This is a genomic window from Stenotrophomonas sp. 364 (assembly GCF_009832905.1).
In the GTDB taxonomy this organism is placed as follows: domain Bacteria; phylum Pseudomonadota; class Gammaproteobacteria; order Xanthomonadales; family Xanthomonadaceae; genus Stenotrophomonas; species Stenotrophomonas maltophilia_AP.
In genome coordinates, this window is the sequence record NZ_CP047135.1 from 2,119,522 (window position 1) to 2,136,893 (window position 17,372).

Annotated in this window: 14 protein-coding genes; 11 read left to right on the top strand and 3 right to left on the bottom strand. The window is 69.1% G+C overall.

Going from position 1 to position 17,372, the window contains the following annotated elements; translation table 11 throughout:
* Nucleotides 1-12 precede the first annotated feature (12 nt).
* The 11 genes from cpaB to GQ674_RS09780 all read left to right on the top strand — a co-directional run bounded on the left by cpaB (nt 13) and on the right by GQ674_RS09780 (nt 12,795).
* Nucleotides 13-1,044, top strand: coding sequence for a Flp pilus assembly protein CpaB (gene cpaB / locus GQ674_RS09730; RefSeq protein ID WP_159496904.1), 1,032 nt, complete (start codon nt 13-15; stop codon nt 1,042-1,044).
* Nucleotides 1,045-1,155: 111 nt separating this feature from the next.
* Nucleotides 1,156-2,433 (top strand): type II and III secretion system protein family protein, encoded by a 1,278-nt coding sequence (locus tag GQ674_RS09735; protein WP_236546288.1) that lies wholly within the window; start codon nt 1,156-1,158, stop codon nt 2,431-2,433.
* Nucleotides 2,434-2,457: 24 nt separating this feature from the next.
* On the top strand, nt 2,458-3,744 hold the full coding sequence (locus tag GQ674_RS09740; protein ID WP_236546246.1) for a fimbrial protein: 1,287 nt from the start codon (nt 2,458-2,460) through the stop codon (nt 3,742-3,744).
* The gene (locus GQ674_RS09745) at nt 3,729-5,081 is read left to right on the top strand and encodes a CpaF family protein (RefSeq protein WP_159496906.1); all 1,353 of its coding nucleotides are present in this window, start codon (nt 3,729-3,731) and stop codon (nt 5,079-5,081) included. The genes GQ674_RS09740 and GQ674_RS09745 overlap by 16 nt, the downstream gene beginning before the upstream one ends.
* 2 nt (nt 5,082-5,083) lie before the next feature.
* The gene (locus tag GQ674_RS09750; RefSeq protein ID WP_159496907.1) at nt 5,084-6,034 is read left to right on the top strand and encodes a type II secretion system F family protein; all 951 of its coding nucleotides are present in this window, start codon (nt 5,084-5,086) and stop codon (nt 6,032-6,034) included.
* Entirely contained in the window at nt 6,031-6,981 is a 951-nt protein-coding gene (locus tag GQ674_RS09755) for a type II secretion system F family protein (protein ID WP_159496908.1), read from the top strand. The genes GQ674_RS09750 and GQ674_RS09755 overlap by 4 nt, the downstream gene beginning before the upstream one ends.
* A gap of 5 nt (nt 6,982-6,986) precedes the next feature.
* The gene (locus GQ674_RS09760) at nt 6,987-7,844 is read left to right on the top strand and encodes a tetratricopeptide repeat protein (protein WP_159496909.1); all 858 of its coding nucleotides are present in this window, start codon (nt 6,987-6,989) and stop codon (nt 7,842-7,844) included.
* Complete coding sequence (locus tag GQ674_RS09765) at nt 7,841-8,275, top strand: DUF3613 domain-containing protein (RefSeq protein ID WP_159496910.1); 435 nt, start codon at nt 7,841-7,843, stop codon at nt 8,273-8,275. The genes GQ674_RS09760 and GQ674_RS09765 overlap by 4 nt, the downstream gene beginning before the upstream one ends.
* A gap of 4 nt (nt 8,276-8,279) precedes the next feature.
* On the top strand, nt 8,280-10,448 hold the full coding sequence (locus GQ674_RS09770; RefSeq protein ID WP_159496911.1) for a TadG family pilus assembly protein: 2,169 nt from the start codon (nt 8,280-8,282) through the stop codon (nt 10,446-10,448).
* A gap of 137 nt (nt 10,449-10,585) precedes the next feature.
* Entirely contained in the window at nt 10,586-11,272 is a 687-nt protein-coding gene (locus GQ674_RS09775) for a DUF2968 domain-containing protein (protein ID WP_236546248.1), read from the top strand.
* A gap of 161 nt (nt 11,273-11,433) precedes the next feature.
* Nucleotides 11,434-12,795, top strand: a complete 1,362-nt coding sequence (locus GQ674_RS09780) for a serine hydrolase (RefSeq protein ID WP_159496913.1) — start codon at nt 11,434-11,436, stop codon at nt 12,793-12,795.
* 11 nt (nt 12,796-12,806) lie between these two features.
* On the opposite strand, the gene GQ674_RS09785 is transcribed toward GQ674_RS09780, so the two are convergent.
* The 3 genes from GQ674_RS09785 to GQ674_RS09795 all read right to left on the bottom strand — a co-directional run bounded on the left by GQ674_RS09785 (nt 12,807) and on the right by GQ674_RS09795 (nt 16,810).
* Nucleotides 12,807-13,316, bottom strand: a complete 510-nt coding sequence (locus GQ674_RS09785) for a hypothetical protein (RefSeq protein WP_159496914.1) — start codon at nt 13,314-13,316, stop codon at nt 12,807-12,809.
* A gap of 137 nt (nt 13,317-13,453) precedes the next feature.
* Nucleotides 13,454-13,909: a GNAT family N-acetyltransferase gene (locus GQ674_RS09790; RefSeq protein ID WP_159496915.1), complete on the bottom strand. Its 456-nt coding sequence runs from the start codon at nt 13,907-13,909 to the stop codon at nt 13,454-13,456.
* Nucleotides 13,910-14,080: 171 nt separating this feature from the next.
* Complete coding sequence (locus GQ674_RS09795) at nt 14,081-16,810, bottom strand: TonB-dependent receptor (protein WP_159496916.1); 2,730 nt, start codon at nt 16,808-16,810, stop codon at nt 14,081-14,083.
* Nucleotides 16,811-17,372 lie beyond the last annotated feature (562 nt).

A 17,372-nucleotide genomic window follows, 5' to 3' on the forward strand; every position in this document is an offset into this window, starting at 1 on the left:
GGAGGCTGTTGCATGCTCAAGCTGACCCGCATTGCCGCCGTCGCACTGATCGCGCTGGCCCTGCTGCTGGCGGTGGTGGCCTTCCTGGTCAGTCGGCGTGCCGCCCCCACCGTGGTGGCCGCGCCGCAGGTGGCTGGCCAGCCGCAACAGTGGCCGGTGGTGGAAGCCGCGGGCGAGCTGCCTGCAGGCCGCCCCATCAATGCCGCCGACCTGCGCATCGGCAGCGCGCCGCAGGCACCGCAGGGTGGCTACGCCAGCATCGCCGAGGCCACCGGCGCCGTGCCCGTGCACACGATAGCCGCGGGCACCCCACTCAACAGTGCCCTGATGGCACGCGGCTACGCGCTGCGTCTCAATCCGGGCGAGCGCGCCCTGGCCGTGCCGGTGGATGAGCTGGTGGCCGCAGGCAACCGGATCCTGCCGGGCGACTACGTTGACGTGTTCCTCAACCTGCGCGCCCCGCAGGGCATGGGCACCGAGGGCCAGGCGCAGGCACGCCTGTTGTTGTCGCGGATGCGGGTGCTCAGCTACGGCGCCGCAGACACCGCACCGGGCCAGGCCGCGCCCACCGACACCGCCGGCGAAGCCAGCACCGACGCCCGCGCGCAGGACATCCAGGGCAGCGCATCGACCACCAGCAACACCAGCAGCACCAGCACCAGCGCACCGGTGCGCAGCGCGGTACTGGCGGTGCCGGTCGCCGAGGCAAACCGCCTGTTGCTGGGCGCACAGCAGGGCCGTCTATTCCTGGCGCTGCGCAACCCGGCCGATGTGGGCCAACCCGACCAGGAATTGTTCGCCCAGCCCGGCGGCGTGCTGGATGCACGGCGCGAGCTGAGCCCGGAACAGCGGCTCGCGCTGCAGTCTCCCGAAAACGACGCCTACGCCGGCATCGACAGCGACGCACTGGCCGGCCGTAGCACCCGCAGCCCGGCCCGGTCGCCCGCGCCGGTACGCGCCAGTGCACCTCGCCAGGCACCGCGCCTGGACCGCGGTGTCGAAATCATCCGCGGCGATGTTTCCTCCCACAGCGGCTCGCGTTGAGCCATGCCGAGACTTTCCATGACCCAACGCCCTGCCCGCCTGCACCGTTCCCACCACTGGCCGACCCGCCTGCTGCTGTTGCTGGTGCTGGGCACCTGCCCGGTGCTGGGCATGGCCAATGCCGATGTGGTGCTGCAGACGCGCGAACAGCGCCCGTGGACGTTGCCGGCCGACCTGGACCGGGTCGCCATCGCCGATCCGGGGGTCGCCGATGTGGTGATGCTGCGGGGGCCGCGCCAGGCGTTGCTGGTGGGCAAGGCGCCGGGGACCACCACGTTGTTGCTGTGGCGACGCCAGCAGAGCGAGCCGCAGCGGATGCAGATCGAAGTGCGCAGCGCGATCCAGGGGGCGCTGCCACCGTCGGGGGACCTGCAGCTCACGCTGCAGGATGGCCAGGGCCTGCTGCAAGGGAGTGCGGCAGGCCTGTTGGACCATGAGCAGAGCCGCAAGGCGGCGACCATGGCACTGGGCAAAGAGGGTCAACTCGCCGATGTGTCCACCATCGCCAGCGGCGGCGTGGTGCAGGTGGAGGTGAAGGTGGTGGAGTTCAACAAGTCAGTGCTGCGCCAGATCGGCATGAGTTTTGCCAACAAGAATTTCAGCGGCAGCAACGGCTTCTTCTACGGCATCACCCGCCCGGGCGGCACGCTGCCGGGCGTACCGCCGGCCACCGACCCGGGCACCGGTCCGGACAATGTGGTGATCACCAATCCGTTGTCGTCCGCGTTCGGCCTGGTGTTCAAATCGCTCACCCACGGCTGGGACGCCAACATCGACCTGCTGCAGAACAACGGCATGGCCCGCGTGCTGGCCGAGCCCACCCTGGTGGCCCTGTCCGGGCAGAGCGCCAGCTTCCTGGCCGGTGGCGAACTGCCGATCCTGGAACCGCAGGGTCTGGGTACCACCACGGTCACCTTCAAGCCGTTCGGTATCGGCCTCACGGTTACCCCGACCGTGCTCGGCCCCGACCGCATCGCGCTCAAGGTGGCCCCCGAAGCCAGCGATCTGAACTACGCCGCGGGCATCTCCTACAACGGCGTGCAGATCCCCTCGATCACCACCCGTCGTGCCGATACCACGGTAGAGCTGGGCGATGGCGAAACTTTCATCATCGGCGGACTGGTCAGCAACACGGTCAGCTCCAGCGTCGACAAGATTCCGCTGCTGGGCGACCTGCCGATCATCGGCGCATTCTTCCGGAGCCTGAACTACAAGCGCGAGGAAAAGGAACTGGTGATCATCGTCACCCCACGACTGGTGCAGCCGCTGGCCCGCAACACGGTGGTGCCGCTGCCGGGCGACCGCGAGGCCAAGCCCAACCTGCCGGTCTGGGGCGCATGGCTGCTCAGCCCGGCCTCGTCGGACCAGCTGCCCGGCTTCTCGCGCTGACCCGATGCCAGGAGACCAGCCCGCATGTCCACCGCCACCCTCCACCTGCTGCAACCGATGGCGCCGCCGATGAGCCTGGTACTGGTCGCGCCTGACCGCAGCCTGCTGGACGTGCTCGGCGCCAAGCTGCCGGCCGGTACCCGCGTGCACTGGGAGGACAGCCGCGAGTCGATCGCCGCGCTGGAGGTGCACCGGCGCACCGGGGCCTGCGTGGTGCTGCTCGACTTCCGGCACGAACAGGCCAGCGCCACCAGCGACCTGACCCGTCACCTGCAGCGCGCCCTGCCCGAACTGCCGCTGGTGGCAGTCGGCTCCACCGCCAACGATCAACTCGACGGCGTGGTTGCCGCGCTGCGCGCGGGCATCCGCGACATCCTCGACCTGGACGCGCCCACCGCCGACATCGACGCCGTGCTGCGCCGCGCCGGCGGCACGCCCGGCATGCGCAGCGTGGCGCCCGAGACCGCCCGCAAGGCGCGCCTGGTGCTGGTGCTGGGCGTCCGCGCCGGGGTCGGCAGCAGCACCCTGGCCGCGCATGTGGGCGTGCTGGCCCAGCAGCTGGGCCATCCGGTGGCCCAGACCACCGCGAACGCAGACCCGGCCCCGCCCGACAACAGCCTGCTGCTGCTCGACCTCGGCCTGCCGGCCGGCGATGCCGCGCTGTACCTCAACCTGGACAGCCAGTTCCACTACACCGATGCGCTGCGCAACGCCACCCGCATCGATGCCACCTTCGTCCGCACCGCCATGACCCGCCACCCTGGTGGCCTGGCCCTGCTCGGCCAGCCGGCGGGCAGCGAAGCTGGCCCGATCCCCGACCCTGCCGTGCTCGTGCAGCGCCTGCGCGGCGTGTTCGAAAGCGTGTTGTGCGATCTCGGTGGCGCGCCCATCCGGCAGATCCCGCGCTCGCTGCTCAACAGCGCCGATGAAATCTGGCTCGTGGCCGACCAGGCCATCGGCACGCTGGTATCGCTGGACCTGGCCTTGAAACAGCTGGAGGCGCTGGGCGTGCGCGACGGCCGCCTGCAGCTGGTGATCAACCGCCATGACGAAGCCGGTGGCCTGGCACCCCAGCAGATCGCCGCGCGCTTCAGCCTGCCGCTGCTGGCCACCCTGCCCGACTGCAACCGCCTGCGCGCCAGCGCCAACCACGGCCACCTGTTGCTGCAGGATGCCCCGCGCGACCCGTACCTGCGTGCCCTCACCCCGCTGCTGGCGCGACTGGACCCGGCACTCGCCGGTGTCCTGCCGCGTGGCTGGCGGGAAAAACTCGTCCTCCGCCTGAGTGGTCTCCCATGGAAGACAAAGTGATGCCGTTCGCGCCGCCGCATGCCCGTGCCGATGCCGGCACGATGGCCGATGCCGTGGTTTCCCCGTTTGCCCAGTCCGACGAGTACCAGAAGGTACTGGTCGCCGCCCATGAGCACCTGCTCAACAGCATCGAAGACGAACGCATCGACATCGATGCCTGGGCGCCGGACACGGTGGCGCGCTACGTGTACACCCAGACCGCCATCTTCGTGCAGGAGTGGCGCATCCCGGTCAACGAATCGGAAATGGAGGTGGTGGCCGCGGCGCTGGTCAAGGAACTGACCGGGTTCGGCCCGCTTGACGACCTGCTGCACGATCCCAGCATCGAAGACATCCTGATCAACGGCTACAAGGACATCCATGTGTCCCAAGGCGGCCGCCTGCTGCGCGCGCCGCAGCGCTTCAGTGATGACAGCCACCTGCTGCGGATCCTGCGGCGGATCCTGGCACCGCTGGGGCGTCGGCTGGACGAGTCCAACCCGATGGTGGATGCGCGCCTGCCCAATGGCGGGCGCCTCAACGCGATCATCTCCCCGCTGGCGGTGGATGGTCCCATGGTGTCCATCCGCAAGTTCCGCAAGGACCCATTCACCCCCGATGAACTGCTGCGCATGGGCACCTTCGACCGCCCTATGCAGGCGCTGTTGCATGCACTGGTGCTGGGCCGCTGCAACATCCTGGTCTCCGGCGGCACCAGTTCGGGCAAGACCTCGCTGCTCAATGCGCTGGCCAGCTACATTCCGGCCGACGAACGTGTCATCACCGTGGAAGACACCGCCGAGCTCTCGCTCAACCACCCGCACGTGGTGCGCCTGGAAAGCCGCATCGGCGGTGCGGACGGCCAGGGCGCGGTGAGCATCCGCGACCTGGTGCGCAACAGCCTGCGCATGCGCCCGGACCGCATCGTGGTGGGCGAGGTGCGCGGCGCCGAAGTGCTGGAAATGCTGCAGGCCATGAACACCGGCCACGACGGCTCGATGGCCACCATCCATGCCAATTCGCCGCGTGACTGCCTGTACCGGGTCGAGATGCTGGCCGGCTTTGCCGGTTTCCAGGGCAGCGAAGACAGCCTGCGCCGGCAGATCGCCAGCGCGATCGACTTCATCGTACAGATCTCGCGCCTTGGCAGTGGCCGCCGCGTGCTGGTGTCCATCACGGAAATCACCGGGGTCAGCGACAACCTGATCAGCACCCAGGAAATGTTCCGCCACGAAATCCAGATCGATGCCGACGGCAAGGAGATCGACCGCTGGGTCGGCCTCGGCTTCCACCCGCATTCGCACAAGCTCGAGCCGTTCCGGCGGCAGCTGCGCGAGGCACTGGACGGAGGCTACTGAGGATGACCACGGTGCTACTGCTGTGCAGTGCGATCCTGGTGCTGGTGGCCGTGGCCATCGAGCTGTGGATGGGCGCGGCCCGCCGCGAACGCCTGCGCGCCTCGCTGCAGCACACCGAACAGCGGCTTGCCGCCACGCCGGCCACGCCGCAACTGGCCGGCATGCCGGCGCGGCCTGCGGCACCGGCCACCCTGTCCAGCGGGACCTCTCGCGCCGGTGGCCTGCCGTGGGACGCGCTGCTGCAACGCGCCGCGCTGCGTACCGGCTGGCGCCTGCCGATCCTGTGGCTGCTGGGCGCAACGCTGCTGGGCTGGGCCGCGGCCGCGCGCATCGGCACTGCGTGGATGTGGCCGATCACCCTGGGGCTGTGCGCGTTGCTGTTGGGGCTGTGGATCTCGCGCCGCATCCTGGCCCTGCAGCGCCGCCTGCTGCGCCAGCTACCCGACTTCCTGGACAACCTGGTGCGCCTGACCGCGCTCGGCAACAGCCTGCAGATGTCCTTCCAGACCGCCAGCCAGCAGGTGCCAATGCCGCTTCGCGGGCTGCTCGATGACACGCTGTCGGGCACCCGCAGCGGGCTCGACCTGGACCGCGCCCTGAGCCAGGCCGCGCAACCCTACCGCCTCGACGTGCTGGACGTGCTTGCCGTGGTGCTGGGGGTCAGCATCCGCATCGGCGGGCGCTCGGACCAGATCCTGCAGCGCATGAGCGACTTCATGCGCGATGTCGACCAGGCACGGCAGGAACTGATGGCCACCACCTCCGAAACACGCATGTCGGCGTGGGTACTGGGCCTGCTGCCGCCGTTGTCGGCGCTGCTGATGGCCATCGCCAGCCCGGACTTCTTTGCCCCGGTGCTGGAGGTGCCGCTGGGCCACCGCATTCTCGGGGCGGCGCTGTTGATGGAACTGATCGGCGGCTTCCTGCTGTACCGCCTGGCGCGCTCGCTATGAGCGCCAGCACCCTGCTCATCGTGGCCCTGCTGCTGCTCGCCCTGGGCGTGGGCCTGCTGGGCATCGCCGGGCTGTGGCTGAGCGGCCAGCAGCAGCGCACCGCTGCCACCCTGCAGGGCGCGCTGCGCAGCCGCGAGCCGCGCGCGCCGGCCGCGCCGGGCACGCCAGCGCCGGACGCGCCCACACCCCGCCGCTGGGCCTGGCTGGCCGCGCTGGGCGAGCGCTTCAACGGTGGACGCATCGAAGCGGCGCTGCTGGCACCGGAAGACCGCCTGCTGCTCGACCAGGCCGGCTGGCACACGCGGGTGGGCACCGCCACGTTCCTGGCCCTGCGTCTGCTGATCGCACTCGCCGGCCTGCTGCTGGCCGCCGTCTTCTACGACGGCGACGGACTGAGCCGGGTGGTGGTGATGGGGGCCGCACTCGGCGCCGGCGTGCTGGTGCCAAAGTTCGCGCTGCGGGCCTGGGCCACGCGGTTGCGCCGCCGGGTATCGGCCGAGCTGCCGCTGCTCATCGACCTGCTGCGGCTGCTGCAGGGCGTGGGCTTCAGCATGGACCAGAGCCTGCAGACGCTCGGCGACAAGCTGCGCAGTGCGATCCCGGTGCTGGGGCGTGAAATCCAGCAGGCCAACATCGCCTACATGCACGGCCGCAGCCGCCAGCAGTCGCTGCGCCGCCTGGCCGAATCCTTCGGCGACGAAGACCTGCGCAGCCTGGTGCAGTTGATGCTGCAGGTCCACGAACACGGCGGCGCGGTGCAGGAACCGCTGCGCCAGTTCAGCGTGCGCCTGCGCGAACAGCGCCGTTCCGCGCTCAAGGAAAAGGTGGGCAAGCTCTCGGTGAAGATGACCATCGTGATGATGTTGACGTTGCTGCCAGCGCTGATGCTGGTGTTGTCGGGCCCGGCGATCATCGCCCTGGCCAATGCCGTGAACCGTCTGGGGTGACCATCATGCCGATCCAGTTCCGCCACTGCGCCGTACTGCTCCTCACCGTGGCGGTGTGCACCGCCTGCGGGTCGGCGCGCAACGCCTACAAGCCGGACCCGCTCAGTCTTGCGCCGCTGGACACGCCGGCCCAGGACGACAAGCGCATGTACCTGGACCTGATCGGGCAGATGCAACGCCAAGGCGCCTACTACGCCTCGCTGGCACACGTGGAGGCCTACCGCCAGCGCTACGGTGACAGCCCCGCGCTGCGCCTGCTGCAGGCCGACGGCCTGCGCGAAACCCAGCAGACCGACGCCGCTCGCGCGCTTTACACCAGCCTGGCCAACGGGCCGCAGGGCGCGGCGGCCTGGCACGGCCTGGGGCTGATCGCCGCACGCGCCGGCGATGCCACGCAGGCCGAGGCCAGCCTGGCCCGCGCCGTGCAGCTGCAGCCGCTGAACACCGATTACCTGGGTGACCTCGGGTTCGCCCGACTGCGCGCGGGCGCGCTTGAACCGGCGCGCGAGCCCTTGGCCAAGGCGGCCGAACTGGCGCCGGGCAGCGTCAAGGCGAATGCGAACCTGGCGGTCTGGGCGCTGCTGCGCAATGACCCGGCCATGGCCGAGCAGATCATGCGCAGTGCCGCGTTGCCCGACACCGCGCGCCAGGAAGTGCAGCGGCTGGCGCAGCAGTTGCGGCAGACCCCTGTCGCGCGCCCGACACCGACGCCGCCAGCGGCGCTGCTCGCTGCGGAGACCCCGGCCAACCACGCACCGGCGGGTGCAGGCAGCGCCCGCACACCACGCGCCGATGCGCGTCTGGCCCCGTCAATGCTGGAACGCTTTGGCACCGCCCACCACGCCAACGAGAGCACGCCATGACATCCCTCATCTGCACCATGCGCGTCGCGTTTGTCGGCGTGGCCCTGCTCACCTGCGGCGCGGCACTGGCCCAGCAGCGGCCGCTGACCGGGCAGATGCTCGGCGACGCCCCTTCGACCACCACGCCTGCAGCGCCGATGCCCGGCCCGACCGCGCCGCCACCACCGACCTCGCTCCAGGTACTGCCGCCGTTGCCCGCCGGTGCTCCGCTGGCCCAACCGCTGCCCACGCGGCCGCAGATCGGCGATACCACCCGCGCCCTGCTGCAGCTGCAGGCCAGTGGCGCCAGCGCCGGCCCGCGCCTGCCCATCCTGGGCGACCAGGCCTCGCTCAGCTATGCGCGCTACCTGGAAAGCTTCACCCACCCGATCCCCGAATTCCTCGACACCAGCGTCCGCAAGCAAGTCACTGGTGACGGTAACGGAGAGTGATCCCATGAACCGGTCGCGACCGCCCTGCCCTGTCCTGCCATCGGCCTGCCGCCAGCGCGGCGGCATGTCGGTGACCATGATGCTGGTGATGCTGGGCCTGGTCACGATGCTCGGCCTGGTGGAAATCGGCTACCTGTACTGGGCCAAGCGCGACGTGCAGAAGATCGCGGACCTGTCCGCCCTGGCCGGCGCACAACGACTGGACCTGTGCACGGCCGATCGTGCCGACAATGCGGCGGCGCGCAGCAACGCGCTCACCGCCAATCGCTTCCCCGGCACCTTGCAGGTCAGCTGTGGGCTGTGGAACCCCAGCCACGCCAGTGCCGACCACTTCATCGGCACCGCCCCGGCGCCGGTCAACGCGGTCAAGGTCATCGCCGAACGCCCCGTGCTGCCGTTCTTCGGCCAGACCCGCGGGTTGCCGCAGGTGCGCGCACAGGCCGTGGCCACGCGCGCACCGCCCTTGGCGGTGTTCAGCGTGGGCTCGCAGCTGCTGCGGGTGAACGGCAACACGCCGCTCGGCGGCGTGCTGAAACTGGTCGGGGTGGACCTCGACCAGACCACACTCCTCGGCTACGACGGCCTGGCTCAAGCGAACGTCACCCCCGGCGGGTTGCTCCAGGCGCTGGGCATTCCGGTGGACGCCAACATCAGCGTCGGCGATTTCAACGCGCTGCTGGCCGCGCACAAGGTTTCGCTGGGGCAGTTGCTGGACGCCACCGCCAGCGTGCTCGACCAGAGCGGCGTGGCCCATGTGGATCTGCGCGCGCTCAAGGACGCGCTGGCGACCAAGCTGGACATCAACCAGCTCAACCTGCAGCTGGGCAGCAACGCGGCCGGCAGCGGCCTGTTCGGCAGCATCGTGGCGCCCGACGGTCCCGCGTCGGCGGCCCTTCAGGCCGAGGTCAACGCGCTGGACCTGATCACCACCAGCATCAGCATCGCCAACGGCGGCCGTGGCGTGGCAGTCAACAACCTCAGCATCCTGGGCCTGGTGCAGGCGCAGACAGCCGTCATCGAGCCGCCTTCGATCGCCATTGGCGGCGCCGGCGCCCGCGCCTACAACGCGCAGGTGCGGGTCAAAGTGGACATCGACAGCAACAACCTGTCGCTGGGCCTGGGCAAGGTACTGACAGCGCTTGGCATCCGCCTGCGCCTGCCGGTGTATGCCGATGTCACCAATGCCATGGGGACCCTGACCGGGCTGCAGTGCGCCGCCCAACCGGCAACAGCCACCATCCGCGTCGAGTCCTCGGTGCTGCGCGCGTGCGTTGGCAAGGTGGACGCCGCCACGCAGTTCTCCACGCGCAACGTCTGCGACGCCAGCCTGCAGAACGAACAGCTGCTCACCCTGCTCGGCGCGCCGTTGATCAACGACCAGATCAAGCTCAACGCGCTCACCCACGATGAAACGCTGACGCTGTCCCCGGGCGAAACCAGGTCGACCTGGATCAACGGCGCGCAGATCGGCACCGCGGTCAACGACCTGGTCCGCGAACTGCTGCGCGTGCTCAGCGGCATGCTCAACCCCGCGTCAAAGGGCATGGGCAACGCCGATACCGCCAACCAGATGGCCGACCGCTTCCTGAAGGCGGCCAACCCCGGCAACGGGCTGTATGACGTGGACAAGACCATCGCCCTGCTGCGCAACGGGTCGGCCGCGCAGGGCATCGAGGCGTTCGGCGACTGGCAGGTGCCCAAGGGCGTTCCGTATGCCTGCGGCCTGGTCACCTGCTACAAGGACGGACCGGCGTGGGACGGCTACCGCGCGGTGGTCACCGGCCAGGGCCTGGGCCTGCTCGATGGCCTGCTCGGCACCTTGCTGGGGGGACTGGTGATCAACCGCTGCAGCGGTCTGGTCAGCGCGCTGCTGGCTTACAACAGCTGCGTGAAGAACAACCTGGCCTCGTACCTGCAGACCGCCCCAACCGGCATGCTCGACAACTACCAGGGCAGCGGGAGCGTCACCGACCCGGGTACCAACAGCGTGGCCTGCAGCGGCCTGCTGTGCACGCTGTTGCGGCCGGTGCTGGAAGGCCTGCTCAAGCCCGTGCTCAACGGCGTGGGCACCTTGCTGACCCAGACCCTGGCACTGGTGCTGGGGCTGGAACTGGGCCGCACCGACGTGCACCTGCAGGCAGTGCAGTGCAACCCCGCCCAGCTGGTGTATTGAGGGCTGCCGAAGCGTGCGCGGGCGGGATGCAGCGCGCGGCGGGACACGCTAGACTGCGGCGGGGACTGGATTTTCACAGACGAAACTTCACCGATGCGCCACTCGTGGACGGCCTGATGATGCAAGAAAAAAGAACCGTGGGTTCCACCCGCCAGCGTCTGCTCGTGGGCAGCCTGGTGCTGCTGTCGCTGGGCCTGGTGCCGCAGGCACTGGCCGCGCGCGCGCCCAAGGGCGAGCCCACCGAGCCGGCGCGCAGCGCCCCTGTGGTCCGCAACACGGTGGATGAACTTCGCCAGCTGGTCGATTCCAAACAACTGACCGAGCTGCGCACCACCTACAACGGCAGCTACGGCGCCAGCCTGCTGTTCAACACCACCACGCTGCAGTATTACGCCGCCTTGTTCCACGACAAGGATTTCTGGCGCGTGATCAAGACCGATTCGGTGGACAACGCCGAAAAGGTGTACCGCACCTTCGTGCAGCAGACCGAAGAACTGGCCCAGGTGTACATCGACACCACGCGCCTGGAAGCCGGCAAGCGCTACACCGAGAACCTGGTGGCCTTCAACGAACAGCGCCTGCGCAGCCTGCAGCAGGAAGCCGAACTGCAACGCCAGCAGTCGCTGCAGGTCAGCAGTTCGATCCAGCAGGCCAAGCAGCAGGCGGTCTCGCTCAGCACCGACCTGCGTAGCAGCCACAGCCAGCTGGACGCGCTGAACCAGCGCATCCAGGCACTGCAGGCCCAGCAGGGCAACCCGGCGTTGTCGTTGCCCACGCCCGAAAGCAGCGCACCGGCGCCCACGGGCGAATCCAGCAACCCGTAAGCCACGCGGCTCCCTGCCCTGCAGGGAGCCTGCCGCCGGGCGGGGCGGTCATCGCGTCGTTCCGCACCCCTTCCTGTTGCTGCTCCCGTTCCCTGCCTGTACCTGCGCGCGGTGCAGTACCCTGTGCCTCTACGAACCCCGTAGCGCACAAGGACATGGCCATGGCGATTCGCACCCGCGTGTACTTCCCGCGCGCACAGTGGCGGTGGGCCGCCGCATGCGCGCTGCTGGGCGCCTTGGCGCTGCTGCCTGCCGCCCACGGCGCCACGGCTGGCGCAGCACCGCCGGACGTCACAGCGTCCGATCCGGGCACGCTTGGCTGGATGCAGGGCTTCCCGCCGCCGGAAGCCAAGCGCATCCGCTACACCGACAGCGACTATTTCGCCTTCCCCAAGCTGCGCTGGACCGCCTGCCACTTCCGCCAGTTGATGCCCACCGTAGGCGTCAGCCGCGGGCCGGGGGCGGCGATGCCGCTGCCCCAGCGGCTGGACGCGGCGATCGACGCGCTGCCGTTCACGCCCTTGAACTCGCCTACCCGCATGACCTGGGCGCAATCGCTGCAGGCCAACTACACCGACGGCATCATCGTGCTGCACGACGGCGTGGTGGTCTACGAGCGCTACGCCGGCTGCCTGCAGCCCGGCGGCCAGCACGGCGCGATGTCCGTCACCAAATCGATCACCGGCCTACTCGGCGAGATGCTGGTCGCCGACGGCGTGCTGGATGAGAACGAGACCGTGGGTGCAATCATTCCGGAGCTGGCGCGCAGCGCCTTCGGCGATGCCACGGTCAAGCAGGTGCTGGAAATGACCACGGCCCTGCGCTACAGCGAAGACTATGCCGACCCCAACGCCGAAGTCTGGCAGTACGCCGCCGCGGGCAGCACGCTGCCGCCCGCGCCGGGCTACACCGGTCCACGCAGCTACTACGACTACCTGCAGACCGTGCAGAAGCAGGGCCGCCACGGCGAGGCGTTCGGCTACAAGACAATCAACACCGATACGCTGGGCTGGATCATCGCGCGGCGCACCGGAAAGCCCGTTTCCACGCTGTTGTCCGAGCGCATCTGGACCCGGCTGGGCGCCGAGCAGGACGCGTACTACACCGTCGATTCCAGCGGCACGCCGTTCGCCGGCGGCGGCCTCAATGCCGGGCTGCGTGATATGGCCCGGCTCGGCCAATTGCTGCTGCAGGACGGTCGCAGCAACGGGCAGCAGGTCATCCCCGCCGCCGCCATCGCGCGTATCCGGGTAGGCGGTGACAAGCGCGCCTTCGCCAAGGCCGGCTACACTCTGCTGCCGGGCTGGAGCTACCGTGGCATGTGGTGGGTCAGCCACAACCCGCATGGCGCGTACATGGCGCGCGGCGTGCACGGCCAGGCGCTGTATATCGATCCTGCCGCCAAGGTGGTGATCGCCCGCTTCGGATCCCATCCCGTGGCCGGCAACAGCGCCAACGATCCCACCACCCTGCCCGCATTCGATGCACTGGCACGCTACCTGATGACCCAGCCGTCCAGATAGCCAATGCGAACTCAGCGGCACGCATCGAATACGGCGTCGTCCATGCGCCGGCTGAGGGCGAAGCTGCGCGACATGCCTGCCTTCCGGTAGGCGACATCGCGTTGGCGCTTCGCCTTCGCGCACATGCGCGGCTGATGATGAAGCGCGATGACCGCGCCCACCGGCCCGCGCGTTCGACCGCGTGGCGAAGTACTGCGGCGCGGACGCGGATCCGCCGGCGCCCGGCCCTGCGGTTCCTGCGCACGCTTGCGTGCCTGCAGTTCGCGCCGGATCGCCTCGATCCGGGCGGCGTGCTGGCGCTCGGCTGGCACTGCATCCACTTCCCAGGCCTGTTCGGCCTGCCCCTCGGCGCAGGCGTGACGCTGGAACGTGGCCACCCCGGCAACGCGGCATTTATGGATCTGCTGCACCTGGGGTACGGGTGGCAGGGACGATGGAGCCGCCATTGCGGACACCGGCAACAGGGCCAGCAACCACCACCCGTGGGCGCGCAACAGGGAACGACGAGGGACAGTTCGCATCGGCAGCCTCCAGAACCTGCCGCCAGCATCGCGTCCTTGCCGTGGGAAAATCGGGACACACGTTGCGCATCACCGTCACTGCGTGGTGTCCCTACCCACGCATGCGTGGAAGCAGCCATACCCGCGCAGTGTCGCGGTTACGCGCGCAGGTGCAATTCCAGTACCTCATCGCCCAGATCGTCGATCTCGCCGGTTGGTCGCCATCCCAGGTGCCGGTAGAAGCCGTGCGAGCGAACGGTCGGATCGGCGGCGCAGCCCAGGAACAGGCGCTCCATGCCCCATTCCTGGAAGTCGTCCACCATCCGTGCCAGCAACGCCTTGCCGATGCCCTTGCCTTCCCACGCCGGCAGCAGCGCCAACACGATGATTTCGCCACTGTCGCGGTCGCCGAAGCAGTAGCCCACCAGGGCGCCATCGGCCTCGGCCACGTGCCCGGGAAAGTCTCCCTGGGCGATGCCCGCGGCCCAGCTTTCCACGGTGATGCCCAGCGCGGCCAGCTGTTCAGCGGAAAACGCGTTCTCGCGCGTGCGCCCGCGCAGGTCGATACAGGCCGCGGCGTCAGCCGGTACGGCAGGTCGGTACACAACAGACATCATTACACTCCTTGTCCACGCCACGGCGCATCCATGGCAGCGACGCAGCATACGCCAGCGAGGCCGCAGCGCTGGCACACGCTGTCATCATCAGCCCCTGCGTGACCGCGCCGGCGCATGCAGAAGGGGCCCGGCAATGCCGGGCCCCGGTGCGCCGCACACGCGTCCGCGTTACAGGAAGCGATAGTCGAATTCCAGCCACAACTGGCGCCCGTAGGGGTCGTAGTTGCCGACCGGGTAGAACGGCCAGCCGCCGCCATTCTTGTCGGCCGGTGGGCGGCTGTCGCGCAGGTTGTTGACGATCAGGCCCACGCTCGCATTCTCGGTGAGCGTGCGGTACAGGCTGGCGTTGTAGGTCATGTACGGCGCGATCCGACCGCTGCCATCGGTCTTGGGCAGGGAGCCGTAGCGCATGCCGTACAAGGTGGCGGTCCAGTCGTTGATCGCCCAGGTCACGCTGCCGTTGACCTTGCTTCGCCACTGGTAGGAATCGAGCGAGTTGCGCTGGTCCACCACGTCATCCTCGGCGAACTGGCGGTACTCATGGTCGATCACCAGCGAGTAGGCCAGCCGCGTGGAGAACCGGCCATAGCGGCCCGCATCCCAGCGCGCGGTGGCCTTCAGGTCGATGCCGCGCACCGATTCGGATGCTGCGTTGATCGGGTTGATCAGCACGCGGGTCACCTGGTTGGGCTGCACCGCAGCGTCGGCCGGGTTGCGGATCACCCGCGCCAGCGCGTCCTGGCACTGTGCCGAGTTGATGTCGCGGACGTCGCCGCCCACCGTCTGGCCCAGGCGGCAATCGGCCTCATCGCGCAGGATCCGCGACGAATCCAGGTTGGTTACTTCATCGTCGATGCGGATGTCGTAGTAGTCGGCGGTGACGTCCAGGTTCGCCGTCGGCGACCACACCAGGCCCACCCCGTACGACTTGGCCGTCTCCGGCTGCAGTTGCGGATTGGCGCCGCTGGTGTAGTCGATCGAGAGGCCGCTGTAGTCGCAGTCGTCATACGCCTGCCCGGCGGTGCGGCAGCGCCAGTAGTCGGTCATGCCCGGGTTGTAGCCGCGGGTTTCGCTGGCGAACACATAGTTCATGTCCGGCGCGCGGAAGCTGGTGGCGGCACTGGCGCGCAGCAGCAGGCTGTCGAACGGGCGGAACTCCAGGCCGGTGCTCCAGGTGGCCTTGCCGATATGGTCACCGGCGGCGCGGTACTGGTCGTAGCGACCGGCCACGGTGGCGGTCAGGCGCTCCAGCAGGGGCAGCTGCAGCTCGACACCGGCGGCATAGCGGTCGCGCTCGCCACCGGACGGAATGCCGGCACTGGTGTTCCAGAACTCGCCGGTGGCCAGGGCCGGATCGGGACGGTTGCGGTAGCCCTGGCTGCCTGCTTCGACCACGGCGGCGAGCGCCGCACGGCCGCCCGGCAGGTCGAACAGCTGCCCGTTCACGCTGAAGGTGGCCGCCTGCAGCCAGGCCGCGTTGCGGCTCTCCTGGGTGGACGACAGGCTCTCGTACTCGTTCGGCGTCAGCGGCTGGTACAGCCGCGCAGGATCGGGCGCATACACGTCCACGCCATTGCGCGTGCCGAGCTTCGGCCCCAGCAGGTAGTCGTTGATGCCGGCCAGCAGCACCGGTCGGCGCGTGCGGTTTTCGTAACGCGAGCGGCTGTAGGCCGCTTCGTAGTCCCAGTCGCTGGCACCCAGGCTGCCGCGCGCGCCCACGTTGAACGACCACGACGACTCCAGGAAGCGGTTGGCATTGCGCTGCACGCCGCCGATCTCTTCGGGGGCGAAGCGGCGGTACCAGCTTTCCAGCTGCCCGCTGTTCTGGTTGTAGAAGTAGTTGCGCGACGAGGTCCAGCTGGGCGCGCGGGTGTTGTTGTAGATCCGCGCCGTGCCGATGGCCACGTCGGCGAACAGTTCCTGGCGGTCGTTGAGGTGCCAGGTCAGCGCGCTGTACGCGTCGATGTTGCGCTTCTCGGTCTGCACGGTCCAGAACGTGGCCGCTGCTTCATTGCTGCCGCAGTACCAGCCCTGGCGCGGATTCTGCGCACGGAACACGCTGCCGCCGTACAGGCCGCTGCTGGCGTCGCAGCCGGCGGCGCCGGGATCGATGTAGCTGTTGGTGCTGGCATTGCGCCGGTAGGCCACGCCGGTGGCCAGCGGGGTGACCCCGCGCGGGTCGTCGGTGAGGGAATCCATGAAGTCGCGCTGCGAGCCATAGATCGCCTTGCGGTTCGCGATTTCCAGCCCGAAGATCGCCTCCCACTGGTCACCGGCGCTGCCGCCCACCACCTGCAGGCGCTGGTTGTCGCCGCCACCCTGCTCGGTGGTACCGGCCTTGACGTTGATGCCAACGCCCTCGTAGGACTTCTTCAGGATGATGTTGACCACCCCGGCGATGGCATCCGAGCCGTACACGGCCGACGCGCCGCCGGTGAGCACCTCGATGCGGTCGATCAGCGCGCTGGGGATGTTGGCCAGGTTCACCACGTTGACCGAGCCTTCGTAGGCCAGCGGGTAGTCCGACTGCCGGCGCCCGTTGACCAGCACCAGGGTGCGGTTGGGGCCGAGGCCGCGCAGGTTGATGGTGTTGGCGGCCGGGGTGAAGGTGTTGCCGAAGTCTTCGCCCTGCACGCTGCCGGTGTTCTCGGTCAGCGCGCTGAGCGCTTCAAAGGCGCTGCGGTAGCCCTGCGCCTCGATCTGCTGCTGGGTGATCACGGTGACCGGCGAGGGCCCTTCCACGCTGGCGCGGGGGATGCGCGAGCCGGTGATCCGGACCGCCTCCAGTTCGGTGGGCGCCGGGCCATCGGCGGCATGCGCGAACGGGCTGGCGGCAAGCAGGGGCAACAGGGACACGACCAATGGCCGCAGGCGCAGCGGACGACGAAGCAGAGACATGCAGATTCCTGGGTGGGGGACAACGCTCCGGTGCGGCAAGCCATTGCCGCAGGGGGCCCGGAAGGCGCGCCAGTCTGCTGAATGCGACCCTGCCCGGGAAATGACCGGCCGGGATATGCATATCGGTTTTTTGCCTAAGGCCCGGCAGCACTGGGCCGCGACACAAAGAGGTTTCTCTTCCCTTTGAGGGAAGCGCGTTGTTGCAGGAAACCTTGCAGAGTGAGCAGGGCGCTACGCGGGTGGCCCGGTGTGCGGGCGGCGTCTGAATTGGCTGGCGTCTCCGATTGGGCCGGTCGCGAGCGTAAGGGCCCCGTAACGGTCGGTAGGCGCCTGGCGCAAATGTCCCCCGGCCGCAGTCGCGGCCTCCTCCTTTATTTTGCCCAGGCGCCTACCGGCCGCTACGGGGCTCGGCTTGCGGTGCGCAGGTGGACGCCACGCTTTTTTTTGACGGCCGTCGGTGGGTCGGGCGCTGGGTCCCCATGCCCTTTCCGGCGAATGTCCTCCGGCGTCGGCCTGCGGCCGCCACCTCCCCCTTTATTTCGCCTCCAAGGACATGGGGACC